Origin of the sequence: Cupriavidus pauculus (genome assembly GCF_022179805.1) — a bacterium.
GTDB lineage: Bacteria > Pseudomonadota > Gammaproteobacteria > Burkholderiales > Burkholderiaceae > Cupriavidus > Cupriavidus pauculus_E.
Map to the genome: position 1 here is coordinate 218,116 of NZ_BPUO01000004.1, position 24,892 is coordinate 243,007.

General features: G+C 67.0%; 23 protein-coding genes. 9 read left to right on the forward strand and 14 right to left on the reverse strand.

What is annotated here, in order from left to right; all coding sequences use genetic code 11:
• Positions 1-71 precede the first annotated feature (71 nt).
• The 4 genes from MFF62_RS09645 to MFF62_RS09660 all read left to right on the forward strand — a co-directional run bounded on the left by MFF62_RS09645 (position 72) and on the right by MFF62_RS09660 (position 5,362).
• Entirely contained in the window at positions 72-1,445 is a 1,374-nt protein-coding gene (locus tag MFF62_RS09645; RefSeq protein ID WP_238262527.1) for a class-II fumarase/aspartase family protein, read from the forward strand.
• Positions 1,446-1,475: 30 nt separating this feature from the next.
• Positions 1,476-2,858, forward strand: coding sequence for a cation:dicarboxylate symporter family transporter (locus MFF62_RS09650; RefSeq protein ID WP_238262529.1), 1,383 nt, complete (start codon positions 1,476-1,478; stop codon positions 2,856-2,858).
• Between the two features lie 130 nt (positions 2,859-2,988).
• Complete coding sequence (locus MFF62_RS09655; RefSeq protein ID WP_238262531.1) at positions 2,989-3,957, forward strand: tripartite tricarboxylate transporter substrate binding protein BugD; 969 nt, start codon at positions 2,989-2,991, stop codon at positions 3,955-3,957.
• A gap of 4 nt (positions 3,958-3,961) precedes the next feature.
• A complete protein-coding gene (locus tag MFF62_RS09660; RefSeq protein WP_238262533.1) occupies positions 3,962-5,362 on the forward strand; it encodes a class II fumarate hydratase in 1,401 nt (466 codons plus the stop codon).
• Here MFF62_RS09660 and MFF62_RS09665 read toward each other — a convergent pair.
• The 4 genes from MFF62_RS09665 to MFF62_RS09680 all read right to left on the reverse strand — a co-directional run bounded on the left by MFF62_RS09665 (position 5,359) and on the right by MFF62_RS09680 (position 10,267).
• Complete coding sequence (locus tag MFF62_RS09665; protein ID WP_238262535.1) at positions 5,359-6,252, reverse strand: DMT family transporter; 894 nt, start codon at positions 6,250-6,252, stop codon at positions 5,359-5,361. The genes MFF62_RS09660 and MFF62_RS09665 overlap by 4 nt on opposite strands.
• A 109-nt stretch (positions 6,253-6,361) precedes the next feature.
• Positions 6,362-8,575, reverse strand: a complete 2,214-nt coding sequence (locus MFF62_RS09670; RefSeq protein WP_238262537.1) for a xanthine dehydrogenase family protein molybdopterin-binding subunit — start codon at positions 8,573-8,575, stop codon at positions 6,362-6,364.
• Between the two features lie 37 nt (positions 8,576-8,612).
• Positions 8,613-9,596 (reverse strand): FAD binding domain-containing protein, encoded by a 984-nt coding sequence (locus MFF62_RS09675; RefSeq protein ID WP_238262539.1) that lies wholly within the window; start codon positions 9,594-9,596, stop codon positions 8,613-8,615.
• Positions 9,596-10,267, reverse strand: a complete 672-nt coding sequence (locus MFF62_RS09680; protein ID WP_238262541.1) for a (2Fe-2S)-binding protein — start codon at positions 10,265-10,267, stop codon at positions 9,596-9,598. The genes MFF62_RS09675 and MFF62_RS09680 overlap by 1 nt, the downstream gene beginning before the upstream one ends.
• A 278-nt stretch (positions 10,268-10,545) precedes the next feature.
• Between MFF62_RS09680 and gcvA the strand changes: the two genes are divergently transcribed.
• Positions 10,546-11,439: a transcriptional regulator GcvA gene (gene gcvA, locus MFF62_RS09685; protein WP_238262542.1), complete on the forward strand. Its 894-nt coding sequence runs from the start codon at positions 10,546-10,548 to the stop codon at positions 11,437-11,439.
• Between the two features lie 54 nt (positions 11,440-11,493).
• Here the strand turns inward: gcvA and MFF62_RS09690 are convergent, their stop codons facing one another.
• From MFF62_RS09690 to MFF62_RS09720, 7 genes are read right to left on the reverse strand one after another with little or no spacing between them, the layout of a single operon-like run.
• A complete protein-coding gene (locus tag MFF62_RS09690; protein ID WP_238262544.1) occupies positions 11,494-12,711 on the reverse strand; it encodes a CaiB/BaiF CoA transferase family protein in 1,218 nt (405 codons plus the stop codon).
• Complete coding sequence (locus MFF62_RS09695; RefSeq protein ID WP_238262546.1) at positions 12,705-13,103, reverse strand: PaaI family thioesterase; 399 nt, start codon at positions 13,101-13,103, stop codon at positions 12,705-12,707. The genes MFF62_RS09690 and MFF62_RS09695 overlap by 7 nt, the downstream gene beginning before the upstream one ends.
• Positions 13,100-14,095, reverse strand: coding sequence for a Bug family tripartite tricarboxylate transporter substrate binding protein (locus MFF62_RS09700; RefSeq protein WP_238262577.1), 996 nt, complete (start codon positions 14,093-14,095; stop codon positions 13,100-13,102). Before MFF62_RS09700 ends, MFF62_RS09695 begins: the two co-directional genes overlap by 4 nt.
• Positions 14,096-14,134: 39 nt before the next feature.
• Positions 14,135-14,938 (reverse strand): enoyl-CoA hydratase/isomerase family protein, encoded by an 804-nt coding sequence (locus tag MFF62_RS09705; protein ID WP_238262579.1) that lies wholly within the window; start codon positions 14,936-14,938, stop codon positions 14,135-14,137.
• Positions 14,939-14,948: 10 nt separating this feature from the next.
• Positions 14,949-15,713: an SDR family NAD(P)-dependent oxidoreductase gene (locus tag MFF62_RS09710; protein WP_238262581.1), complete on the reverse strand. Its 765-nt coding sequence runs from the start codon at positions 15,711-15,713 to the stop codon at positions 14,949-14,951.
• Position 15,714: 1 nt separating this feature from the next.
• The gene (locus MFF62_RS09715) at positions 15,715-16,860 is read right to left on the reverse strand and encodes a thiolase family protein (RefSeq protein ID WP_238262583.1); all 1,146 of its coding nucleotides are present in this window, start codon (positions 16,858-16,860) and stop codon (positions 15,715-15,717) included.
• Positions 16,861-16,864: 4 nt separating this feature from the next.
• Positions 16,865-17,227 (reverse strand): Zn-ribbon domain-containing OB-fold protein, encoded by a 363-nt coding sequence (locus tag MFF62_RS09720; protein WP_238262585.1) that lies wholly within the window; start codon positions 17,225-17,227, stop codon positions 16,865-16,867.
• A 205-nt stretch (positions 17,228-17,432) separates the two neighbouring features.
• Between MFF62_RS09720 and MFF62_RS09725 the strand changes: the two genes are divergently transcribed.
• Genes MFF62_RS09725 through MFF62_RS09735 form a run of 3 tightly spaced genes read left to right on the forward strand, consistent with a single transcriptional unit; the run spans position 17,433 to position 19,901 of the window.
• On the forward strand, positions 17,433-18,653 hold the full coding sequence (locus MFF62_RS09725; protein ID WP_238262587.1) for a helix-turn-helix domain-containing protein: 1,221 nt from the start codon (positions 17,433-17,435) through the stop codon (positions 18,651-18,653).
• 48 nt (positions 18,654-18,701) lie between these two features.
• On the forward strand, positions 18,702-19,334 hold the full coding sequence (locus tag MFF62_RS09730) for a Vgb family protein (RefSeq protein WP_238262588.1): 633 nt from the start codon (positions 18,702-18,704) through the stop codon (positions 19,332-19,334).
• Between the two features lie 60 nt (positions 19,335-19,394).
• Positions 19,395-19,901: a GAF domain-containing protein gene (locus MFF62_RS09735; protein WP_238262590.1), complete on the forward strand. Its 507-nt coding sequence runs from the start codon at positions 19,395-19,397 to the stop codon at positions 19,899-19,901.
• A gap of 4 nt (positions 19,902-19,905) precedes the next feature.
• Here MFF62_RS09735 and MFF62_RS09740 read toward each other — a convergent pair whose 3' ends face one another.
• The 3 genes from MFF62_RS09740 to MFF62_RS09750 form a co-directional block, all read right to left on the reverse strand.
• Positions 19,906-20,817, reverse strand: a complete 912-nt coding sequence (locus MFF62_RS09740) for a bestrophin family protein (protein WP_238262593.1) — start codon at positions 20,815-20,817, stop codon at positions 19,906-19,908.
• Between the two features lie 85 nt (positions 20,818-20,902).
• Positions 20,903-21,934 (reverse strand): MBL fold metallo-hydrolase, encoded by a 1,032-nt coding sequence (locus MFF62_RS09745; RefSeq protein WP_238263078.1) that lies wholly within the window; start codon positions 21,932-21,934, stop codon positions 20,903-20,905.
• A 243-nt stretch (positions 21,935-22,177) separates the two neighbouring features.
• The gene (locus tag MFF62_RS09750; RefSeq protein ID WP_238262595.1) at positions 22,178-23,992 is read right to left on the reverse strand and encodes a hypothetical protein; all 1,815 of its coding nucleotides are present in this window, start codon (positions 23,990-23,992) and stop codon (positions 22,178-22,180) included.
• A 313-nt stretch (positions 23,993-24,305) separates the two neighbouring features.
• Between MFF62_RS09750 and MFF62_RS09755 the strand changes: the two genes are divergently transcribed.
• Complete coding sequence (locus MFF62_RS09755) at positions 24,306-24,863, forward strand: ferritin-like domain-containing protein (protein ID WP_238262596.1); 558 nt, start codon at positions 24,306-24,308, stop codon at positions 24,861-24,863.
• The last annotated feature ends 29 nt before the right edge of the window (positions 24,864-24,892 follow it).

The window sequence follows — 24,892 nt, forward strand, 5'->3', positions numbered from 1 at the left end:
TTCGAACATATTTAATGACAGATATGTTCGAACATATTAAGACTCTTGTCTGATTGCCACAAGGTAGCACCATGACCCGAATCTCCATTCCCGCCGCCAGTACCGTTGTCGATTCCGCGTTGTTTCGCGACGCCTTCGGCACCCAGAAGATGCGGCAGATCTTTTCCGATGGCGCGCTGGTTCAGCGCTACATCGACGTCGAAGTGGCCCTGGCCCGTGCCGAAGGCCGCGTTGGCGTGATTCCGGCCGAGGCGGCTGAGATCATCGCCCGCGAGTCCAGCATCGACCGCATCGACTTCGACCACATGCGCGAGGAAACCGACATTGTCGGCTATCCGATCCTGCCGTTGGTACATCAGCTGGTGAAGATGTGCGGCGATGCGGGCCGATACGTGCATTGGGGTGCTACCACGCAGGACATCATGGATACCGCCGTGGCACTGCAGGTGCGCGACGCACTGGACAGCATCGATGCCGATATCCGCGAGCTGCGCGGCATCCTGGCCGATCTCAGCGTCAAGTATCGCGACACGCCGATGGCCGGCCGTACCCACCTGCAGCAGGCGCTGCCGGTGACGTTTGGCTACAAGACCGCGATCTGGCTTGCCATGTTCGACCGCCACCAGCAGCGCATTGCCGAACTGCGCCCGCGCGTGGCCGTGGTGGAGTTCGCCGGTGCGGCGGGCACGCTGGCTTCGCTGGGCGACAAGGGCTTCGAGGTGCAGCGCGCGCTGGCCGAGGAACTGGGCCTCGGCGTGCCGGCTACCACATGGCACGTGGCGCGCGACGGGTTTGCCGAAGCGGTGAACCTGCTGGCGCTGGTCACGGGTTCGCTCGGCAAGATCGCGCTCGACATCATGATCATGGCGTCCACCGAGTTTGCCGAAGTCTACGAGCCGTTCGTGAAGGGCCGGGGCGCCAGCAGCACGATGCCGCAGAAGCGCAACCCGATTTCCAGCGAACTGATGCTGGCCGCGTCGAAGGCAGTGCGCCAGCATGCCGGCCTGATGGTCGACGCCATGGTGCAGGACTTCGAACGCGCCACCGGCCCGTGGCATGCTGAATGGATCGCCATCCCCGAGAGTTTCATCCTCACGTCGGGCGCGCTGCACCAGGCCAAGTTCGCGCTGGGTGGGCTGATCGTCGACACCGCGCGCATGCAGCACAACCTGGGCATCTCGAAGGGCCTGATCGTGGCCGAGGCCGTGATGATGCGCATGGCGCCGCATATCGGCCGCCAGCAGGCGCACGACGTGGTCTACGACGCCTGCCGCACCGTCAACGAGGCCGGCGGCACGCTGGCCGATGCGCTGCTGGCGCTGCCCGACGTCACGCGGCACTTCGATCGCGCCGCCATCGAGCAAATGGTCGACCCGGCCAACTACCTGGGCCTGTCGCCGCAGATGGTGGACCGTGCCATCGCCTTGTCCAGGGAAGTTGCCTGAGGCCCGAAGGCCCGGCTGGAGGAAGACACCATGCAACACACATCCATAGAGACGCCGGCCGCACCGCCGGCACTGAAGCGCCTGCCCTGGTATCGCAAGCTCGGCATGCAGGTCCTGCTGGCGCTGATCCTCGGCATCGTGGTCGGGTTTGCCCTGCCGCAGTTCGCCGCCAAGCTCAAGCTGCTGGGCGACATGTTCCTGTCGCTGATCAAGGCTGGCGTGGCGCCGCTGGTCTTCCTGACCATCGTGCACGGCATTGCATCTGCGGGCGACGTCAAGAGCGCCGGCCGCGTCGGCTGGCGTTCCATCGTCTACTTCGAAGTGATCTCGACTATCGCGCTGGTCGTTGGCATGTTCGCCGGCAACCTGCTCGAAATCGGCAAGGGCATGAGCCACGTGACCGGCAGCGCCGTGGCACCCGCCGCCAAGGCCGCCGCCCCGCAGGGATTTCTGGAATTCATGATGCATATCGTGCCTGACAACTTCGTCGGTGCGTTTGCCAAGGGAGAACTGCTGCAGGTGGTGGTGCTGGCCGTGATGGTCGGCATCGGCATCCTGGCCATTCCGGAGACGCGACGCGAGAAGGTCAACGCCGGCCTGGACATGATCTCCGAGGTGCTGTTCTCGTTCATCAACCTCGTCATGAAGCTGGCGCCGATTGGCACCTTCGGCGCGGTGGCCTATTCGGTGGGCAGCAACGGGTCGGCGGTGCTGATCGCGCTGGCGCAACTGGTGCTGAGCTTCTACGCCGTGGTGATCCTGTTCGTCGCGGTGGTGCTGGGCATCGTGGCCAGGCTGGCGGGCTTCAGCCTGTGGCGGTTTCTGCGCTACATCAAGGATGAAATCCTGATCGTGCTGGGCACTGCGTCGTCGGAAAGCGCGCTGCCCCGGCTGCTGATCAAGCTGCAACGCCTGGGCTGCGCCAAGCAGACCGTTGGCCTGGTGTTGCCTACGGGCTATGCGTTCAACCTCGACGGCACGTCGATCTTCATGGCGATGGGCGTGATGTTCATCTCCCACGCCTATGGCGTGCCGCTTTCGCTCGACCACCAGCTCGGCATCCTGGTGCTGATGCTGCTCACGTCCAAGGGCGCGGCCACGGTGTCGGGCGGTTCGTTCGTCGTGTTCGCTGCCACGGTCACGTCCACCGGCCTGCTGCCCGTTGAAGGGCTGGCGGTCATCTTCGGCGTGTACCGCTTCCTGTCGATGGCGATCTCCACCTGCAACACCATCGGCAACAGCGTGGCCACCGTGGTGGTCGCCAAGTGGTCGGGCACCTTCGACGCCGATACGGCGCAGCGTCACCTGTACCCGGAGCGGTATCCGGGCCAGGCGTTCGACGATGAAGAGGCCGACAACCCGGCAGTGCAGTCGCCGCGCGCAAACGTGGAACTGCGAACCTCCGCAACCTGATGGTCTGCTCCCCTCTCCCGCACGCGGGAGAGGGGCCGGGGGAGAGAGCAGGCGCATCCATCACCACAAGCCGCCCGCCAAACGCCGCCCAAAAAAACTTCAAACCAAAAAATCAAAACCGGAGACAACCATGAAACCCATCCTGGCCGCGGCCGTCGTCGCGATGCTGGCCACCTCGGCCCACGCCCAGAATTACCCGTCGCGGCCCATCACGTGGATCGTGCCGTTCGCGGCGGGCGGTCCCACCGATGCGCTGGCGCGCACCATCGCCGAGCGTGTGTCACGTGAAGTCGGCCAGTCGATCATTATCGACAACTCGCCCGGCGCCGGCGGCACGATTGGCACCACCAAGGCCGCGCGGGCCCAGCCGGACGGCTACACGATGCTGGTGGGCCATATGGGGTACATGGGCGCGGCGCCCGCGCTGTACAAGAAGCTGTCTTACGACCCGGTCAAGGACTTCGCGCCGGTATTCCGCTTCCCGGACACGCCGATGGTGCTGATGGTGCGCAAGGACCATCCCGCCAAGGATGCACGCGAGTTCGTCGACTACGGCCGCAAGAATCCCGGAAAGCTGAACCTCAGCAACGCGGGCATGGGTTCCACGTCGCACCTGGTGGCCGCGATGTTCGCTGCTTCGGCTGGCATCAAGGTGTCGCTGGTGCCGTACAAGGGTGCCGGCCCGGCGCTGATCGACGTCATCGGCGGGCAAGTAGACGGCATGTTCGACCAGACCAACACCGCGCTGCCGCAGATCACCGAATCGAAGGTGCGCCCGCTGGCGGTGACGTCGGCGGTGCGCGTGCCGCAACTGAAGGACGTGCCGACGCTGGCGGAAACCGTGCTGCCGGGCTTCGAGGCCGCCACCTGGTATGGCATCTATGCACCCAAGGGCACGCCGCAGGCCGCCGTGGACAAGGTGCAGCAGGCCTATCTGAAGGTCATGGCGGACAAGGATTTCACGACCAGGCTGACCGCGCAGGCCATCCAGATGCTGCCGCCGGAGCAATACACCGCCAGCGCGCTGGGCAAGCACACCGCCGCCGAAGTGGCGCGCTGGAAGGTACTCGCGGCCAAGGCCAATATCTCGCTGGATTGAAGACATGTCAGAAGTCAGGATGGAGCACGATGCGTTCGGGCCGGTGGCGATTCCCGCCGACCGCTACTGGGGCGCGCAGACGCAGCGCGCGCTGGCCGTATTCGATATCGGCGACGAACGCTTTCCGGCCGCGCTAGTGCACGCGTTCGGGCTGCACAAGATGGCGGCGGCGCAGGCCAACCTGCGCTGCGGCGCGTTGGCCCCTGAGCTTGCCAAAGCCATCATCGGCGCAGCAGCGGAAGTGCGGGCCGGCGCGTTCGACGCGCATTTTCCGCTGACGGTCTGGCAGACGGGGTCGGGCACCCAGACCAACATGAACACCAACGAGGTCATCGCCAACCGCGCCAACGAACGGCTCGGGCAGCCGCTGGGCGGCCGGCATCCGGTCCATCCGAACGACCATGTCAATGCATCGCAATCGTCCAACGACAGCTTTCCGTCGGTGATGCACATCACGGCGGTGCTGGAGCTGGAAGCCCGGCTGCTGCCGGCGCTGGCAATGCTGCGCGACAGTCTCCAGGAGCGCGCTACGGCATTCGCCGATATCCTGAAGCTCGCGCGCACGCACCTGATGGACGCGGTGCCGATGCGGCTGGGCCAGGCGTTCGAAGGATTCACACTGCAGATCGACAACGCGCTGGCACGCGTGCAGGCCACCATGCCGCGCCTGCTGGTGCTGCCGCAAGGCGGCACGGCGGCGGGCACGGGTCTCAATGCCCCCGCTGGCTTTGCCGACGCCTATTGCGAGGAAGTCAGCCGCCTGACCGGCCACGCGTTCCGCTCCAGTACCTGCAAGGTCGAGGGTATGGCCGCGCACGATGCGCTGCTGGAACTGTCGGGCGCGCTCAATGTGATCGCAGCATCGTTCATCAAGATCGCCAACGACCTGCGCTGGATGAGTTCGGGGCCCCACTGCGGCATCGGTGAACTGGCCATGCCGGAAGACGGCCTCACGTCATCGATCATGCCGGGCAAGCGCAACCCGACGATCGCGGAAGTCATGGTGCAGGCCGGCATGCAGGTGGCCGGCAACCACGTGACCGTGACCATGGCCGATGCGTCGGGCAACTTCGAGCTGAACGTGGCGAAGCCGGTGCTGATCCATAACGTGCTGCAATCGATCCGGCTGCTGGCCGACAGTGCGCGCGTGATGGCCCAGCGTGTGATTCCCGGTCTGGAACCGGTACGCGAGCGGCTGGCGCGCAACCTCGACAGCCCGTTGCTGGCGGCCACGGCACTCAATCCGGTGCTCGGCTACGACAAGGCGGCGGCCATCACGCGGCATGCGCGCGAGCACCAGACCACGCCGCGCGCCGCCGCCATTGCGCTGGGCCTGCTCGATGGCGACGCCTACGACCGGCTGGTCGATCTGGCCAGCATGGCGGGCGGCAGTCCCCGCTCCTAACGCCGCCGCATCACCAGGTACAAGCCCGCCGCCGCGATGGCCATGCCAGGCCAGGCCATCGCCGGCAGCGCTTCGCCCAGCAGCACGAATGCGATGACGGCCGTGACCGGCGGCACCAGGAAGAACAGCGCCGACACGCGCGACGCCTCGCCATGCCGGATCATCGCCAGCAGCAGCGAAATCGCCACCAGCGAGTTGCCGAATACCAGGTAGGCCAGCGATCCGAACAGTCCCGGCGTCCACTGCACATGCATCGGCTCCAGCATGTACGCCAGCGGCGCCGTCACCAGCAGCGCCACCGCGTACTGCACCGTATTGGCCAGTACCGGATGCACGGGTGCGCCAAAGCGCTTCTCGTAGAGCGTACCGCTGGTCATGGCCAGCAGTGCCAGCATGGCAAAGCCGAGCCCGATCGGTGAACTCATCTGCACCGACGACTTGGCCGTGATCACCATCGTGGCGCCTGCCACGCCCAGCGCTAGGCCGGCCCAGCGCACGCGATCCACGCGTTCTCCAGCGATGATGGGCGCCAGCAGCCCGATCAGGATCGGCTGCTGCGACGTGACCAACGCCACCGCACCGGCAGACATGCCCAGCTTGAGGCTCAGGTAGGTGAATGCAAAGTAGCCGGCCTGGATCAGCAGGCCGATCATCGCCAGATGCACCCATGGCGCCACGCCGCGCGGCATGGGCGGACGCAGCCACAGGCAGGGCACGATCAGCAGCGCCACCACGCAGGCGTAGCGCAGCGCCAGGAAGGTCAGCGGATCGGCGTACTGCAGGCCCAGCTTCAGGAAGACGAAGCCGCACGACCACAGCAACAGGAACAACGCGGGGGCCAGGCGCAGCCAGAGCGGGACGGCCGGCGCCTGCAGGGTACTGTCGGACATGGACGAGGGGCCCGGACGGCGGCCATGGCGAGGACAAGGCGCAACGATAACACCGCACCGCCCGCAGCGCCGGCCTCAGTCCGCCCCCACGCCAGCCTGTGCACCCCCATCACGCCATCAGCTTTTCCTTCACGATCGGCAGGTCGCGGATACGCTTGCCCGTGGCGTGATACACCGCATTGGCAACCGCTGCCGCAAAGCCGGTGATGCCGATCTCGCCAATGCCGCGCGCGCCGAACTCGTTGAACTCCAGGTCGGGATAGTCCAGCAGCACCACATCGATCTGCGGCTGGTCCGCGTGCACCGGCATCGCGTACTCGGCGTAGTTGTTGTTGCCCGGCATGCCGTTGCGCTCGTCGTATTCGGTGGCCTCGAACAGTGCCATGCCGATGCCCATCACGATGGCGCCTTCCACCTGGTTGCGCGCCGTGACCGGGTTGATCACGCGTCCCACGTCGATGGCGCTGACCACCCTGGACACCCAGAGCCGCGAGATGCCCGGGTCCCACCGCACCTCCACGAAGTGGGCGCCGAACGACATGAACGACATCTTGTCCATGTTCGGCGCACCGCCCGTGCGGCCAAAGCCCTCGGCCGCCGCAAAGCGCTGCTTGTTCAGGATGGCCGCGAAGTCCACGCTGCGCTTGCCATCGCCAAGCTTGCCGTCGCGCAGCGTCAGCGTCTCGGGCTTCGCGCCCGCGAACTCGCCACCTTCGCCGGTGGCAAACGCGCGCAACTGGGCGATAGCCTCGCGCGTGGCCTCTGCCACGGCGGGCAGTACGCTGGCCGTGGCCCACGAACCCCCGGCCACCGGCGCGGCCGGCGATGACGAATCGCCAAGCTTGACCTCGATCCGCTCGAACGGCAGGCCGGTCAGTTCGCTGATGGTCTGCGCCACGATCGTGTACATGCCGGTGCCAATGTCCTGAACCGCACAGGTCACCGATGCGGTGCCGTCCGCGCGCAGGAATACCCGGGCCTCGGACGGCGTACGCCACGCATCCCAGTTGCAGACGGCCATGCCGTAGCCAATGACCTGCGTGCCGTCGATCATCGATCCGGGGCGCGGATTGCGCTTGTCCCAGCCGAACTTGCGGCCGCCGGCCTCGATGGCCTCGCGCAGGTGATTGCTCGACCACGGCAGGTTGTTGCTCTCGTCGCGCGTTGAGATATTGGCCAGGCGAAACTGCAGCGGGTCTTGCTGGCAAGCCAGCGCCAGTTCGTCGATGGCCGATTCCAGCGCGAACAGCCCCGGCGCGGCACCGGGCGCGCGCATCGACGTGGGCGCGCCGCGATGCACATTGGTGGTCTGGTGCGTCACCGTGACGTTGGGGCACGAATACAGGCTCTGCGTCATGCCGCCGCAGTTTTCCAGGTACTGGTCGATGAACGACGTGGTGTTGACCGACTCGTGCCGGATCGACGTGATCTTGCCATCGGCACCGGCCGACACGCGCAGGTGCTGCCGCGTTTCCGGGCGATGGCCCGTGGTGGTGAACATGTAGGCGCGTGGCACCACGAACTTCACGGGACGGCCCGTCATGCGCGCCGCCGCGCTGGTGGCCACCGAATGCGGCCACAGGAACAGCTTGGACCCGAAGCCCGAACCGATGAACGGACAGTCCACGGTCACGCGCTCGGGCGCCAGCCCGAACACCTGGGCGATGGTGTTGCGGTGCACGGTGGCGCCCTGCGTGGCCTCGTACAGATGCAGCTCGGGGCCTTCCCACCACGCCACGGTGGCGTGCATCTCCATCGGGTTGTGCGTTTCAACGGGCGTGCGGTAGACGGCATCGACCTTGAATTTCGCCTGCTCGAACGCTGGCTCCGGCGTGCCGCGCGCATGGTTGCTGCCCGCGTCCTTCAGGCCGCCCGCCTTGATGCCATGCTCCAGGTCCGTCACGGCATGGCCGGGCGCATACGACACCTTGACGCGGTAGGCGGCCTCGCGTGCGTGCTCGTAGGTGTCGGCGATGACCAGCGCCACCATCTGGCCGCCGTAGTGGATGGTGTCGTCCTCGAACGGCAGCCGGTGCTCGTCGGTGATCGACGCGGTCAGGATCGTCGTGAAGGAGATCGGGCTTTTCGGCGTCTTGTAGAGGCGCGGGAAGTTGCCGTTGTGGAGGATGTCGACCACGCCCGGCACGCGGCGCGCGTCGGCCTGTTCGATGCCCGTGATGCGGCCGCTGGCCACGGTGCTGTACACGCCGTAGGCGTACAGCATGCCCGGCATCGTGCGGTCGGCGGTGTAGAGGGCGGCGCCGGTCACCTTGAGCCGGCCATCGATGCGGCGCGGCGAGGCGCCGATAGCAGTGCTGTTCACGCGAATCTCCCTTGGGAGTCGGCGGCCGGTGCCGGCCTCACGCCGTCAGGCGCGTCAGGTTTCGTATCACGGCCTGCTGGCCGAGCGGAATCTTGAAGGCGTTCTGTCCATACGACTGCGCGCCCGACATCGCCGCGACGGCAGCCTCGCGGATCACCGCTTCGGTCAGCGGCTTGCCGCGCAGCACGGCTTCGGCATTGGTGGAGCGCCACGGCTTGGTGGTCACGCCGCCCAGTGCGATGCGTACGTCGCGCACGGTGCCGCCGTCCAGCGCCAGCACCACGGCGCTCGACGCCAGCGCAAACTGGTATGACGTGCGGTCGCGCAGTTTCAGGTAGGCCGACTTGCTGCCCGGCATCGGCGCATCGATGGTGATATGCGTGATCATCTCGTCGGCTTCCAGCGCGTGCTCCTTCCATGGCGAGTCGCCCGGCAGCAGGTGGAAGTCCGCGAACGGGATATCGCGCTTGCCCTTGGGGCCTTGCACGTGCACCGTCGCGCCGATGGCTACCATCGCCACGCACATGTCGGACGGATGCGCCGCGATGCATTGCGGGCTGCCACCGAGCACCGCGTGCACATTGCGGTTCAGGCCGTCCATGGCCGCGCAGCCGGAGCCCGGCACGCGCTTGTTGCACGGCGACACCCCATCGCGGAAATAGCCGCAGCGCACGCGCTGCATCACGTTGCCGGCCGTGGTGGCCTTGTTGCGTAGCTGGGTGCTGGCGCCCGACAGGATCGATTCGGACAGCACGGGATAGTTTTTGACAATGTGGGCGTGACGAGCGAGGTCGGTGTTGCTGACCATCGCGCCGATGCGCACCTTGCCGTCGGCAAGCGGCTCGATCTTGTCGAGGCCAAGCTTGTGGATGTCCACAACGCGCGCCGGCTGCATGACGTCGAGCTTCATCAGGTCCAGCAGCGTGGTGCCGCCGGCCAGGAAGACCGTATCAGAGCCGCGGGCGTGGAGCGCGATGGCCTGCTCGACATCGGCGGCCCGCGCATACTCGAAGTTACGCATCAGGATCTCCCGATCTTGCCGCGCGCGTCCTGGATGGCCGCCACGATGTTCTTGTACGCGCCGCAGCGGCAGATGTTGCCGCTCATCGCTTCGCGCACCGCTGCTTCGTCGGCCGGCACCCGTTTGTCCTGCAGGATGCCGATCGCGCTCATCACCTGCCCGGCCGTGCAATAGCCGCACTGGTACGCGTCGTGGTCCCAGAACGCTTGCTGCACCGGATGCAACTGGCCGTCGTGCGACAGCCCTTCGACCGTGGTGATCTCGTCGCCGTCGTGCATGACCGTCACCGACAGGCAGGAATTCACCGTCACGCCGTTGACGATCAGCGTGCACGCGCCGCATTGCCCGTGGTCGCAGCCCTTCTTGGTGCCGGTCAGGTGAAGCTGGTCGCGCAGCGTATCGAGCAGGACCGCGTTGGCCTGCACGGTCAGCCGGTGCGACGTGCCATTGACCTTGAGCGTGACCGGATAACCGGTGGCGGCCGCAGCGGGCGGCGGCGCGGTCACGGTGGCCGTGGCCTGGGCGGTTGCCTCGGACGTTATCGTCACGGTCGCGGCGCCGGCCCCCGACGTACCAACCGCTTGCAGGAATCGTCGACGCGAGAGGACAGCCGCTCCGCGTTCGGGCATGGCACCCGAGCCGCCGGACGGCGCAGTGGTGGGGTCTTCCATTTGTTCTCCTCGTTCTGGAGTGCTGGAGCGAGACCGCTGGCCCGGCAACATTGCAGCATTGTCATGTGCCGGGCAGGGGCGACTGGTGTCGCGCGCTCTCACTTTATGCGCCACGCGCGCTTTTTCAAGGACGGCTTAACTGAGCACCGCAATGAAGCAAATGTATGCGTGCTTGTTTCATCCCGGCCATGGCGGTGTCATCGAACGATGTGTGGCGGCGCGCGGGGGAGGGATGCGCTCGATTGAGATTTCCTCAAGCGCATGCCAGAATCCGCGCCATGGATCGCCTGCCCCCGCTCAATGCCATTCGCGCCTTCGAGGTAGTGGCGCGCCGCCTGAGCATCACGGTTGCCGCCGAAGAGCTGCACGTGACGCCCGGTGCCGTCAGCCGCCAGGTACGCACACTCGAAGACGCGCTCGGCGTGCCGCTGTTCGTGCGCGGCCATCGCGAGATCACGCTCACGCGCGCGGGCGAGGAATACTACCGGGCGGTCACCAGATCGATGGACGGCCTGCGCGAGGCCACGGTGCGCATCACGCGCCGTACGCGCCGCACGCAACTGAAGGTGCGTGCCTACACCACGTTTGCAATGCGCTGGCTGATTCCACGGCTGTCGAGTTTTCATGCGGCCAACAAGGGGATCGAAGTGCTGCTCACGGCGTCGCTCGACCCCGTGGACTTCCGGCGCGAAGACATCGACGGCGCCATCCGCCTGGGCGACGGCAAGTGGAATGGCGCAAACGCCTTCCGGCTTGTATCGAACATCCTCGTGCCCGTGTGCAGCCCGGCCGTCGCGAAAAAGGTCCGTGGCCCCGCCGACCTGCAACGCCAGGTACTGCTGCACTCGATCGCCCGCCCGGACGACTGGGCCTGCTGGCTCGCGGCCGCCAAGGCCGACGGCCAGGTGGACGCGCGCAGCGGCATGACCTACCAGAGTTCGGCGATGGCCTATGCCGCCGCACTGGAGGGGCAGGGCTTTGCCATCGCCCAGCGTTTTCTGGTGGAAGACGACCTGGCGTCGGGCAAGCTGGTGGCGCCGTTCCGCAAGGCGGTGGATATGGGCGATTTCACGTACTACCTGGTGACGCCCGCTGATCGGCCCGAGAGTGCCAGCATGGCGACGTTTCGGAAGTGGCTGTTGGCGCAGTTTGGCGGGGATGTCGCTGTGTGAGCGACCTGTTTGCTCCCCTCTCCCACGTCGTGGGAGAGGGGAGCTTGCTGCGAGCTAGTTGGCGGTTATCGTTGCGGGCGCGCAATGGATCGCACCGCGTCCGGACAGGGCCGCAATCTCTTCCTGACCAAAACCCAGCGATTCCAACACCGCCACAGTGTCCTGCCCGCACCCCGGCGCCGCACGCGCTGCCTGCGCATTCACCTCTGCACTGCAAACCGGAAACCCCGGCATGCGGATCATCCCCAGCGTCGGATGCGGCACAGCCGCAATCATCCCATTGGCCGCCACCTGCGGATGGTCAATCACATCGGCATAAGTCGCCACGCGTGCACAGAGAATGTCGGCGGCGCCAAGCACCGGCAGCCATTGCGCGGTGGTGCGCGTGACGAAGACGCGCGTCAGGGCCTCCACCATGGCCGCGCGGTTGGCCACGCGCAGCGGCGATGTGGCGAAGCGCGGGTCATCGATCATCTCCGGCAGGCCCAGCGTCTCGCAGAGCCGGCGCCAGCGGTCGGGCATGTAGGCGGCCACCATGATCCAGCCGTCGGCCGTGCGGAATGCCTGGTTCGGTGCCGAGTACGGCGCTGCGCTGCCCGCGCGCACCGGCAACTCCCGATCCGACAGATAGCTGGTCAGCGACGATTGCTGCAGCGCCAGCGCGGCGTTGAGCAGGTTCACGTCCAGATGGCCGCCCTGCCCATTGCGCTGCCGCTGCGCCAGCTTGGCCAGGATGCCCATCACGGCAACGTAGCCGGTCATCACGTCCACCACCGGCGACTGCACCTTGCAGGGCTCGCTGTCCTCGGTGCCGATCAGGCTCATGAGCCCGGAATCAGCCTGCAGGATGCCGTCAACGCCCGCGCGGTCCGCATAGGGTCCGGTCTGGCCATAGGCCGAGATCGAGCAGTAGATCAGCGCCGGGTGATCGGCCGCCAGTTGCGCGTAGCCCAGCCCGAGCCGGTCCATCACGCCGGGGCGCATGCTTTCCACGACGATATCGGCCTGCGCGATCAGCCGGCGCGCCACGGCCACGCCTTCGGGTGACTTCAGGTCCAGCGCGACGCCGTCCTTGTTGCGGTTGAAGGCATGGAACAGCGCGCTGTCGTCACCGATCCATCCCGGCCCGAGGCTGCGGCCCAGTTCGCCACCGGGCGGCTCCACCTTGATCACGCGCGCACCCATGTCGGCCATCAGCATGGTCGAGATCGGGCCGGCGGCGATCTGCGTGAAGTCGATCACGGTCAGGCCGTCCAGTGCATGGCTCAGCATGATGTCTGCTCCCGGGCGCGCTTGAACGTGCCCTGCGCGGTGGCGATGCATGCGCCGTTATCGGCCACCAGCTCGGCGGTTGAAAAATAGACGCCCCGGCCGGCGCGCGTGATGCGGGCCGTGGCGCGCACGCGTCCCGTGCTGACCTTGTCCAGGTAGCAGATCGACAGCATCAGCGTCACCGCATTGCCAAGATCGCCGCCGTCCTGCTGCAGCCCGGCATAACCGCATGCGGCATCGAGCAGCGTCGCGCTGACACCGCCCTGCAGCGTGCGCTGACGGTTCAGGTGACGCGGCTCCAGGTCAAGTTCGAAGGTGCACGTGCCCGGCCCGACGTGCGCGAGCCGGATGCCCAGCGATTCGAGCAGCGGGTTGTCGATGGACGGGCTCACATCGCCACCTTGATGTTGTTCTCGGTGATCACGCGTTGCCAGCGCTGTAGCTCGCGGCTGATATATGCCTTGAGTTCGTCGGGCGTCGACCCCTTGACCTCGAAGCCCTGCTTCGTGAACTGGTCGGCCATGTCCGGCGCCTTCAGCGCGGCCAGCATCGCGGCGTTGATCTTGTCGACCACCGCGCGCGGCGTCTTGGCCGGCGCCAGCAGGCTGTACCAGAGTTCGGCGTCGTAGCCCTTGAGGCCGGCTTCCGCGAACGTGGGCAGGTCCGGCATCAGCGGCGTGCGGTGCTGGCCGGCGATGCCCAGCGCGCGCAGTTTGCCGGCACGCACGTACTGGATGGCCGAGGCGAACGTGGCAAACGACACCTGCACCTGGTTGCCCATCAGGTCGGAAATCGACGGCCCGGTGCCGCGATAGGGCACGTGCAGCAGCTCGGTCTTGTTGAGCTTGGCAAAGACCTCGCCGGCCAGATGCTGAGGCGTGCCCGGGCCGGGGCTGCTGTAGCTGATCTTGCCCGGATTGGCGCGCGTGTAGTCGACGAATTCCTTCAGTGTCTTGTACGGCTGCTCCATGTTCGACACCAGCATCAGCGGCACCGATCCCAGCCGGCCCACCGGCTCAAAATCGCGCTCGATGTTGAACGGCACCTTCATGCCCAGGTAGGGATTCATGGTGATCTGGCTCGACGCTATGACCAGCGTGTAGCCATCGGGCGCCGCATGTGCGACGTAGTCGGCGCCAAGGTTGCCGCCGGCGCCGGGCTTGTTCTCGATGATGACGGGCTGGCCCAGTTGCTGGCTCATCTTCGGCGCGATCAGCCGCGCCAGGATGTCGTTGCCGCCGCCGGGCGCGAACGGCACGACGATGGTGATCGGCTTCGACGGAAACGGGCCTTGCGCGGCGGCCGGCGCGACCAGGCCGGTGAGGGCGGCGAGGCCGGTGACAGCGGATAGCGTGGCCCGCAGCAGACGGGGCAGGGTGTTCATGGTGTGTCTCCTGGTTATAGGTATGGATCGTTGATCTGGCTAGCGGCCGGCAAAGTGCGGTGGTCGTTTTTCGGCAAACGCCTGGCGGCCTTCGATGCGGTCCGCCGTGTCGCGCAGCGCGCCCCAGTAGAGTTCGGTCAGGTCCTGCGCATCGGCTTCGCTCAGGTGCGCGGTCTGGCGCGACAGCTTCTTGACGGCCTGCACCGCCAGCGGCGCATTGGCGGCGATCCGGTGCGCAAGCGGCAGCGCGCGGTCGAGCAATGCCTCGGGCGCCACCGTCTCCGACACCAGGCCGATGCGGGCCGCCTCGGCCGCGTCGATGCGCTCGCCGGTCAGCACCATCTGCATGGCCGGCGCTGCCGGCACGGCCTTGAGCAGCCGGTGCAGGCCCGAGACGGCCGGGATTGATCCGACCCGCACTTCGGGCAGGCCGAACGTGGCTTGCGTCGACGCCACGCGCATATCGCACTGCAAGGCGATCTCAAGTCCCGCGCCCAGGCAATGGCCGTTGATGGCCGCGATGACGGGCTTGTGGCACTGCAGTCCGGTCAGGTCCATCAGGCGGATATAGAGCCCCAGGTCGGCGGCCAGGTCGGGCGCCTGGAACATCGCCTCGGCATAGCTCGCCGGCGAGGTCCGCGTGCCTTTGAGGTCGGCGCCAGCGCAGAACGCCCGCGTGCCGCTGCCGGTCAGCACGGCCACCAGCACGTCGGCACGGTCGCGCACTTCGCACAGGTGGGCGCGCAGCGCCTGCAGCGTGGGCACGTCGAGCGCATTGAGCGCGTCGGGGCGATCGATCGTCAGCAGGGCGACGCCGCCTTCGATCTCGAATCGTACGGTCATGATGCGCCCCTCACACGCTTGGCGACGACAGGCTGCGCCCGCCGCACACGTACAGCGTCTGGCCTGTCACGTAGGACGCATCGGGGCTGACGAAGAAGCTCACCGCGTTGGCGATGTCCTCGGCCGTACCGATGCGCTGCACTGGCACCGACTTCTGCAGCTTCGTCTGCACGTCGGGCGCGAAGTTGCGGAACAGCGGCGTGTCAACGATGCCCGGCGCCACGGCGTTGACCGTGATGCCGTGCGCGGCGAACTCGATGGCCAGGGACCGCGTGAGACTGACCACGCCACCCTTGGCCGCCGAGTAGTTGGCCTGCCCGAATCCGCCCAGCCAGGCGCGCGACGAGATGTTGACGATGCGTCCATGGCGGCGCTCGACCATGCCCGGCAGCGCGGCCCGGCAGCACAGGAATTGCGACCGCAGGTTGGTATCGATGACGAGGTCCCAGTCGTCGTCGGTCATCTTCAGAAAACGCATGTCGCGCACCGCGCCGGCGTTGTTCACCAGGCAGTCGATACGCCCGAGCTTGGCGGCAACGTGTTCGAACGCAGCGTTGACCGCCGCGGAATCGGTCAGGTCGACGGTGACGCCCATGGCGCGGTGGTCGGCCTGGATCAGGCCCGCCACGGCTTCGGACAACGCGGTGGAGTCGCGGTCGAGCAGCGCCACGGCCATGCCCTGGCGCGCCAGCCGCGTGGCGATGCCAAGGCCAATGCCGCGCGCGGCGCCCGTGATGACGGCAACCTGCCGGGGTTCGATTGAAGGCGTGCTCATGTCAGGCTCCCAGGATATGGACCGAAGACGCGGCGTGATCGACGCCGGCGATGCCGCCGCCCGTGCATTGGGTCAGCCCGATCCGGGCATCGCGCACCTGGCGGCTGCCGGCGCGGTCCTGCAGGTGCCACATGACTTCCACCATCTGCGCGATGCCGGTGGCGCCCAGCGGATGGCCCTTGGCCAGCAGCCCGCCGCTCGGGTTGACCGGTACGCGGCCGCCCAGCCGCGTGGCGCCAGAGCGCAGCAGCGGCACCGCCTCGCCATGGTCGGCCAGGCCCAGCGCTTCGTAGTAGAGCAGTTCGGCAATGGTGAAGGCGTCGTGCAGTTCCACCACGTTGACGTCGCGCGGGCCCAGTCCGGCCTGTTCGTAGGCCAGGCGTGCGGCGCGCGCGGTGATCTCGGCGTCGAGGATGTCGTCGTCCGCCTGCTCGCGAATGCCCGACACCACCACCGAAGACAGCACCTTGACCGGCTTGCGCTGCGCGGGGCGGCGCGTGGACATGACCACGACGGCGGCGCCGTCCACCTGCGACGGGCAGCACTGCAGCAGCGTCAGCGGATCGGCGATCATGCGCGATGCCAGTACCTCGTCGACGGTGGTCTCGCTGCGCTGCTGCGCGTATTCGTTGAGCGACCCGTGGTGGCGGTTCTTGACTGCCACGGCGGCCAGGTCCTGCGGCGTGGCGTCGCGCTCGTGCAGGAACCGCGTGCCGCGCATCGCGTAGACGGCGGGCAGCACCATGCCGGACGTGGCGTAGAGGTCGGTCTTGATGTCGTTGCGCTGCATCGGGATCGTGCCGCCGCCCAGCGCGGTGAGCTGCTCGATGCCGAACACGAGCACGGTGGAGTACTGCTGGGCCAGCAGCGCGTGGCGCGCCAGGTGCACGCCGGTGGCGCCGCTGGCGCAGGCATTCTCGACGTTGTAGACCGGAATGCCGCGCAGGCCGAGATCGCGCACGATCAACTGGCCCAGGATCATGCCGCCCAGCACGTTGGCGCAGTAGACCGCCTCGATGTCGTCCAGCGTCACGCCCGCGTCGTCCACGGCCTTGAGGATGGCCTGCTGCGCCAGTTCTGGTGCCAGCACGCCGGTGTGGCGGCCAAACGGCGTCATGGCGCCGCCCGAGATGTAGATGTCGTGCATGGTGTCAGTCCTGGAGTGCGTGAAATACGTAGCCGTAGGTGTCGTCGGGCAGCGCCGCGTAACGGCTGCCGATGACCGGGCGGTCATTGCCCTGCAGGCGCCCGAAGATGCGCACCGGGCCATCGAAATCGACATAGCCCAGCGCGTACGGCGGCTGGCCCGTCTTCGGCGCAGGATGGATGACCGTGAAGCTGTAGACGGTGCCCACGCCCTGCACGGGCACGGTGGCGTGTTGCGAGGCCAGCGGCGAGTGCTCGGGCAGCGCCGGGAACAGCCATTCGCCGGTGGCGTGATGGCGCGAGGCCAGCAGGCGCGGCGGCGAATCGGCGCTCCACAGGCTTGAGGTGGCGGTGGTGGCAGCGGTCACTTCAGGTCTCCTTTGTCTGGGTCTGGTCTGGCACGGGGCTGTGCGTTGACTGGATATTGGTTGCCCGCACGCTTGCCGTAAAACGAGTTTTCGGGCCGTCTGGCTTGCGTTTTTCTCAAGCGAAAGACGTCTGACATCGCAGCAAACGTGATGTACAGCCGTCATTACGCATGTGCTAGATTGGCCCCGGCTCCCCGGGAACTCCATGGACTCATTGATTACCGCCGCGGCCCGCGCGCTCGCGGCCGGCGATCCGCTCGGCGCGTTGAACCGTATCGCCCTGCGCGATGACGCGCCCGCGCTGGCGTTGCGCGGCATCGCCATGTCCCAGCTTGGCGATTTCGTGCGCGCCCGCACGCTGCTGCGCAGTGCGGCGCGTGCGTTCGGACCCAGGGAGAGCATTGCCCGCGCCCGTTGCGCGGTGGCCGAGGCCGAGATCGCCATCGTTTCGCGCGATCTCGGCTGGCCCGCGCGGGCACTCGACGCGGCGCGCCGCGTGCTGGACGCGCATGGCGACGTCGTGAACGCCGCCCACGCGCGCTACCTGATCGCACGCCATCACCTGATGACCGGCCAGCTCGACGATGCCGAGCGGACCATCGCGGGCGTGAACACCACGCCGTTGCCGCCCGCGCTGCACGCCGCCCACGAACTGGTGCTGGCCGGCATCGCCATGCGCCGTGTGCGTTCAGCGCAGGCGCACGAGGCTCTGACGCGCGCGGCCGCTGCCGCCAGGCAAGCCGGCGTTCCCGCACTGGTGGCCGAAGTCGAGAGCGCGATGCAGGTGCTGCAGACCCCGGTGGCGCGCCTGCTGGCGCGCGGCACCGAGCAACCGCTGCGGCTCGATGCGGTTGAGCGCTGGTTTGCCTCCGATGCGCTGATCGTCGATGCCTGCCGCATGACCGTGCGGCGAGGCACCGAGATCGTGGCGCTGGCCCGTCGTCCCGTGCTGTTCGCGCTGGCACGGTCGCTGGGCCAGGCGTGGCCGCATGACGTGCCGCGCGATACGCTGATCGCCACGGCGTTCCGCATGCGCCATGCCGACGACACGCACCGCGCGCGCCTGCGCGTTGAGATCGGGCGCTTGCGCAAGGCGCTAGCCGCCATCGCCACCATCCGCGCCACGCCGCAAGGGTTCGCCATGGCACCGCTGGCCGAAGCCGAGGTCGTGGTGATGACGCACCCGTTGGAACAGGCGCACGCGGCGGTGCTGGCGTGCCTGGCCGACGGTGAATCGTGGTCGAGTTCGGCGCTGGCCCTGGCGCTCGGCACCAGTCAGCGTACCGTGCAGCGTGCGCTCGATGCGCTGGCCGATGCGGGCAACGTCCAGCCCGTGGGGGCGGGGCGGACGCGCCGGTGGATGACGCCGCCTGCCGCCGGATTCGCGACGGCCTTGTTACTCCCGGCGCCGCTGCCGGGCGCGTAGCATGGTTTTCACATTCACTACGACATCGATGTCGACAAGGAAACCATCATGAAACGAATCGCCGCCGAGATTGTTCAGGAATACGGTCCCTTCCCGGGTGTCGACCATGTGCACGGCCTGACGTACGACGGCCGGCAGGTCTGGTTCGCCGTGGGCGAGAAGCTGCTGGCACTGGACCCCGCCAGCGGCAAGACGTCGAGCGAAATTGCCGTGCAGGCCGACGCTGGCACCGCGTTCGATGGCCGCTACCTGTTCCAGATCGCCGAGCGCCGCATTCAGAAGATCGATCCGCAGACGGGCAAGGTCGTGTCATCGATTCCTGCGCCTGGCGACGGCAACGACTCGGGCATGGCCTGGGCCGAGGGGTCGCTGTGGGTGGGCCAGTACCGTGACCGCAAGATCCATGAGATCGATCCGGAAACAGGCGCGATCCGGCGCACCATCGAATCGAGCCGCTTCGTCACCGGCGTGACCTGGGTAGACGGCCAGCTCTGGCACGGTACCTGGGAGAACGACCAGAGCGACCTGCGCCATATCGATCCGCAATCGGGCAAGGTGCTCGAAGCCGTGGAGATGCCGGCCGGCATCGGCGTATCGGGGCTGGAATCGGATGGCGCGGACCGCTTTTATTGCGGCGGCGGTGACAGCGGCAAGGTGCGGGCCGTCAAGCGGCCGCGCTGAACGCCCAGGGCGGATCGGCGTATCATCAACGCCCACCCTGAATTTGCCGAGTCAGCCAAGATGTTCCAGCTTTCCAACGACCTTTCACAATCGTCCAAGCCCGAGCAGTACACCGCGCTGGCAGAGATGGCGCGCGGGCTGCTGGCCGACGAGCGTGATCTCGTGGCCAACGCCGCCAACTTCTCCGCACTGGTCTACCACTCGCTCGCCGACCTGAACTGGGCCGGGTTCTACTTCTTCGATGGTACGGAGCTGGTGGTGGGGCCGTTCCAGGGCAAGCCGGCCTGCGTGCGGATTGCCATCGGACGCGGCGTTTGCGGCACGGCGGCACAGGCGCGCGCCACGCAGCTGGTGCGCGACGTGCATGCGTTTCCGGGACATATCGCCTGCGACGCCGCGTCGCGTTCCGAGATCGTCGTGCCGCTGGTGGCGCCCGACGGCACGCTGATTGGCGTCTGGGACGTGGACAGCCCGCGCGAGGCGCGCTTCGACGACGCCGACCGCGCCGGCATGGAAGCGCTGTGCGCAGTGTTCGTCGAACTGGCCTGGGGTCGCCGCCAGCGCTAGTACGTCAAACCTGGATGAAATCGTGCGGGGATGGCGCGGTGCTGCGTGGCGCCTCGCCGATCATCTCCAGCACCGTGGCCTCGATCATGTACGACATCGCGGTCAGTGCCAGGTCGTTCGGCTCCTCACCAAACGGTTCCTCGATCTCCGCGCTGAGCGCTTCGAGCGCGAAGAACGTGTAGCCGATGAAGCAGACGATGACCGGCGTCATCAGGCCGATGGAGTCGAGCAGGCCGAACGGCAGCAGCACGCAATAGAGATAGATGCAGCGGTGGATGATCACCGAATAGGTGAACGGGATCGGCGTGCCGGCCAGCCGCTCGCAACCGCCCAGCGCGGTGCTGAGGTTGTTCAGCGACATTTCCATCGGCTGGGCCAGGGCCGGGGCCAACTGGCCCGCGCGCAACCGGTCGCCCACCCATTCGCCCGCCATCAGCAGCGCTATGGCAGGCTTGAACTTCGCCGCCTTGAGCCGCGCCGCATCGGCTTCGTCGAGAAACGGCGCCACATCGGGCCAGGCATCGGTGCCGCGCAACTGATGACGCAGCGCGTGCACGAACGCGCAGAGCCGGTAGACCAGCTTGCGGGCTTGCTGCGGATCGGCCACCAGCGTCAGGGCCTGGCGCGTCAGCGAACGCGATTCGTTGAGCACGCTGCCCCACAGCGTGCGCCCTTCCCAGAAACGCGCATAGCTGGTGCTGTTGCGAAAGCCCAGGAAGATGGCCAGCGTGAGGCCGATCAGCGAGAACGGCACGAAGTTCAGTGACACCTTCCATTCGCCGATCCGCCCGTGAAAGAGCGTGATGACCGCCGCGAACAGCGTGATCGTGACGAGCTGCGGGGCGATCCGGGGCAGGACCGAGCCGCGCAGCACGAACAGCATCTTGAACCAGTGGAGCGGCGGGCGGGTAATCATCGGCGTGCGAACATCGGTGCAAAGACGTCATGTTCGCACGCCCGTACGCTGGCTGTCAGCGCTGAAGTTGGCTGGTGCCTGGTGCTTAACGATCGCTACGGATCGGACCGAACTCCACCGGCACCCAGGTAAAGCCAACCTGGTCGCGCCGCACGTGACCCAGGCCCGGGAACGGCAGGTGCGCGCCGCCCACCCACAGCTTGTCCTTCGCGGCTTCGGCCATCAGGCGCTTGCGGGTCTGCACGGCCTGGTGGCTGTCCACGTCGAACTCGATGGCGATGTTCGGGCGGCGGAACTGGGTGGCGTGGCTGTGAACGATGTCGCCCCACAGCAGCAGGTTTTCCTTGCCCGACGTGAACAGGTAGCCCGTATGGCCCGGCGTGTGGCCCACTGCCGGCACCGGACGCACGCCCGGGATCGGCGCTTCGCCGGCGGCGGCGTTGAAGGTGCGGAAGCGTTGGGCAGCCTGGTACGGCGCCACGGCGTTGCGCGCCATCGTAAAGAATGCCTGGGCGCCTTCGGGCGCGGCGGCGGCCACCGATTCACTGAGCCAGTAGTCGGCGTCGGCCTTGTCGGCCATGACCGTGGCGTTCGGGAACACGGGCTTGCCGTCAGCGGTCAGGCCGCACGCGTGGTCGCCATGCAGGTGAGTCAGCAGCACCGTGTCCACCTGTTCCGGGGTGTAGCCGGAGGCGCGCAGGTTCTGCAGGATGCCGCCCAGCGTCGGGCCGAAGCACGCGGCGGCGCCGGTATCCACCAGCACCAGGTGCGAGCCGGTGTTGACCAGGTAGGCATTGACCGCAGTCTGCACGCCCGGCGTCGACGTCACGAACAGGCGCGCCAGCAGGCGCTGCACTTCGCGCTCGCTGGTGTACTTCAGCAACTTCGTGTCCAGGTCGATGTAGCCGTCGTACAGGGCCGTCACTTCGAACTGGCCCACCATCATTCGGTAGTAGCCGGGCACCTGCGTCTTCTGCGGCGCGGGCGGCGCGGCATGGGCGACGCCGGCGGTCAGCGGCAGCGTGGTGGCCAGCGTGGCGGCCACGGCGGCGGCGGTCACCGTGGCGGACAGGCGCGACAGGGGTTTGCGGGACAACAGGGCGCGGGGCAGGCGCATGGGCATGAGGATCTCCGTGTGAGCGAGGTTCCGGACTCTGCACGTTGTTGCAGATGTACGCAGAGCGTCACACTACGCGGATCCCAGCGTGCGGACAAGTTGGGCCTTGCGGTGGTGGGGGTAAGCCCTTCGTCTGATGGGGCCTGAAAAGACACGGCCGCCGCCAGCTGGAGACGGGGACGGCGGCCGGATGAGGCGATGACGGGCGCCGGCGTGCCGGTGCCCGTCATGCGTGGTGGCAGATCAGTTCGGGATCTGCAGGGCGGTCAGCACGCTGGGCAGGGCGTTCGGGAACTGCACGGTGCGCTCGGCATAGCCGGCCGGGTACAGCAGGCCCGCGTGGAGCTGGCCATTGCGGATCGCGAACACCAACTTGGCGCCTTGTTCCAGATTCTTGGCGTTGATGCCGTTCAGGGCGAGCGTGGCGGCGCCTTCGCGCGACACGTTGAACACCATCACGTTCGGGTTGCGATCCAGAGCCGACCACGTACCGACCACGGGGCTCGGGTCCACCATGCTGGCCTGGGGCTGGGCACCGATCATCTGCGGCAGGATGTACGGGATGGACAGCGTGACCGTGCCATTGGCGTCGATATCGATCTTGCGCTGGGTGATGACCGGATCGAGGAAGCTCCGGCCCACCAGTTGCTGGATCGAGTTCAGCGGCGACGGCAGGCCTGCGTCGTTCTGCGGCGTGGCCGGATCGTAGGTCGCCGACGAGAGCACCGGGCAATTGCCGATGCCCATGCCCGAGTTGGTGAACAGCACCGGTACCTGGCAGCCCGTGTACGTCATGTTCATCGGCAGCAACACGCGATCCGAATCGTACGACTGGATGCCCAGGTAGCCGCGCGAGCCGGCGGGCAGCTTCACGTTCGAGAGCATCATGGACGAGTAGAACGGCACCGGGCCGAGCATGCCGCCCGTGACGGCCATCGAGGCGGCCTGGCCGCTCAGGTCGACCTCGCGCGATTCGTACTTGAACGTGATGTCGGTCAGCGGGTCGGTGCCGGCCAGCGTGCGCCCGATGGACGTCAGCGGCTGCGGCGCGCGCCATTGCGTGCGGCCGAGCATGTCGGTCCAGCTGCCGTCGGCCTTCATCATGAACACGTTGGCCGGATCGTTGATCGCAGCGGATTCGGCATCGGTCAGCCCTTCCCATGCGCCCGCCTGGCTGCGGCGGATCTCGAGCGACTTGCGCAGTGCGTTGCCGTCGAGTTTCTGGACCATCTGCACCGGCAGCAGGTCCATGATCATGTTCAAGGAATCGCCGAACGCGACGTCGACGAAGCTGTACAGCGGCTGGGCCAGCACCTTCGAAGCATCGGTCAGCGCATACAGCGGCTTGGCGGCCTGTGCGTCGATGTCGGTCTGCGTCACGGCCACATTGCCCTTGGCGACCATCGCGTTCAGCGTGTTGCGCACGGCGGCCGCATCGGCCTTGCCGGCGACGGCCAGCGACGTGATCTTGTCGACGATGGCGGCGGCCATCGTGGCGGCCGCTGCGTCACCACCGTTCACGTAGTCGACGGTGGGGTCGACGCTGGCGCCCAGCAGCGTTCGAACCGCCTGCAGCGCTTCGTCACGGCTCATACCGGCTTCCATCTGCGCGGTCACCAGCGAGGTCAGCGGCGAAACGTGCTGGGCGGTAGTGCCGCCGTCCAGCACGGCGGTCATGGCAAAGCTGGCCGGGAACGTGAAGCCTGCCGGGCGCGACAGGTCGCGCGTGGCCGGCGTGACCTGCACGACGATGCGCTTGCCGTGGGTGTCGCCTTCGTACGGAATGGTGAAGTCACCATTGGCGCCAGTGACGGCCGACGGCTCGCCGTCATCGCACGCGTTGTTGGCGTTCAGGTCCAGGCAGGCGGTGGCGCCCACGAGATAGCCGTCGATGGCCTTGCCGGTGATCGATGCCGACGCGGCCGGTGCGGCGGGCGCGGCTGCGCCCGTGGTGCTGTCGCTACCGCCGCCGCATGCGGCCAGCGTGGCGCAGAGCACGGCGATCAGGGTGGGGCGGGCCAGCGGGTGGGCGGCGCTTGTAACGGTTACTGCTTTCACTGCGGCTACTGCTTTCAAAGCTGTCTCCAACGGAACGTCGAAAAAATGAAACGTGGCACATGGCCCGACGTGAGTTGACGGCGCAAGTTGGAAGACCTTGAGCAGAAAGATGGAATAAGGGGGTGAATGCGGTCCTGAGCAGGCATTGCAAGCTTCGCAGCGTGGCGTTTGTAAAAAACACATGCGCCGGACGGCCCACCGACGGATTTACCGCGCATTGCGGAATGGCACCGATCTTGCCTGCAGCGGTGAAGTCCGTCCCTACCTTTGGGTGGGGAACGACGCCATTCAAACAATGACGAAGGAGTCCCCCATGTCTAGCAAGCAATCGTTCCTGACGGACGTCAAGACCATCCGCGAGCGCGCCCGCCAACACATCGACGATGGCGCTGTGACCGCTGGCTACGATGCCGAGCGCGACACCGTGATCAAGCTGCTCAACGAGGCGCTGGCCACCGAGATTGTTTGCGTGCTGCGCTATCGCCGCCACTACTTCATGGCCAAGGGGCCGAACTCGAAGAGCGTGGCCGATGAGTTCCTGGCGCACTCCAACGAGGAACAGGGCCATGCCGACCAGATCGCCGAGCGTATCGTGCAACTGGGCGGCGAGCCCAACCTGTCGCCCGAAGGACTGGCCTCGCGCAGCCATGCCGAATACATCGAGGGCAACTCGCTGGCCGACATGATCAAGGAAAACCTGGTGGCCGAGCGCATCGCCATCGACACCTATCGCGAGATCATTCAGTTCATTGGCGAGAAGGACCCGACGTCGCGCCGGCTCATGGAGAGCATTCTGGCCGTCGAGGAAGAGCATGCGGATGAAATGCTCGACCTGCTGTCATCGCATCCCGAGGACAAGAAGAAGCACTGACGCCCGGCACACCCGCAATGCAAAAGGGG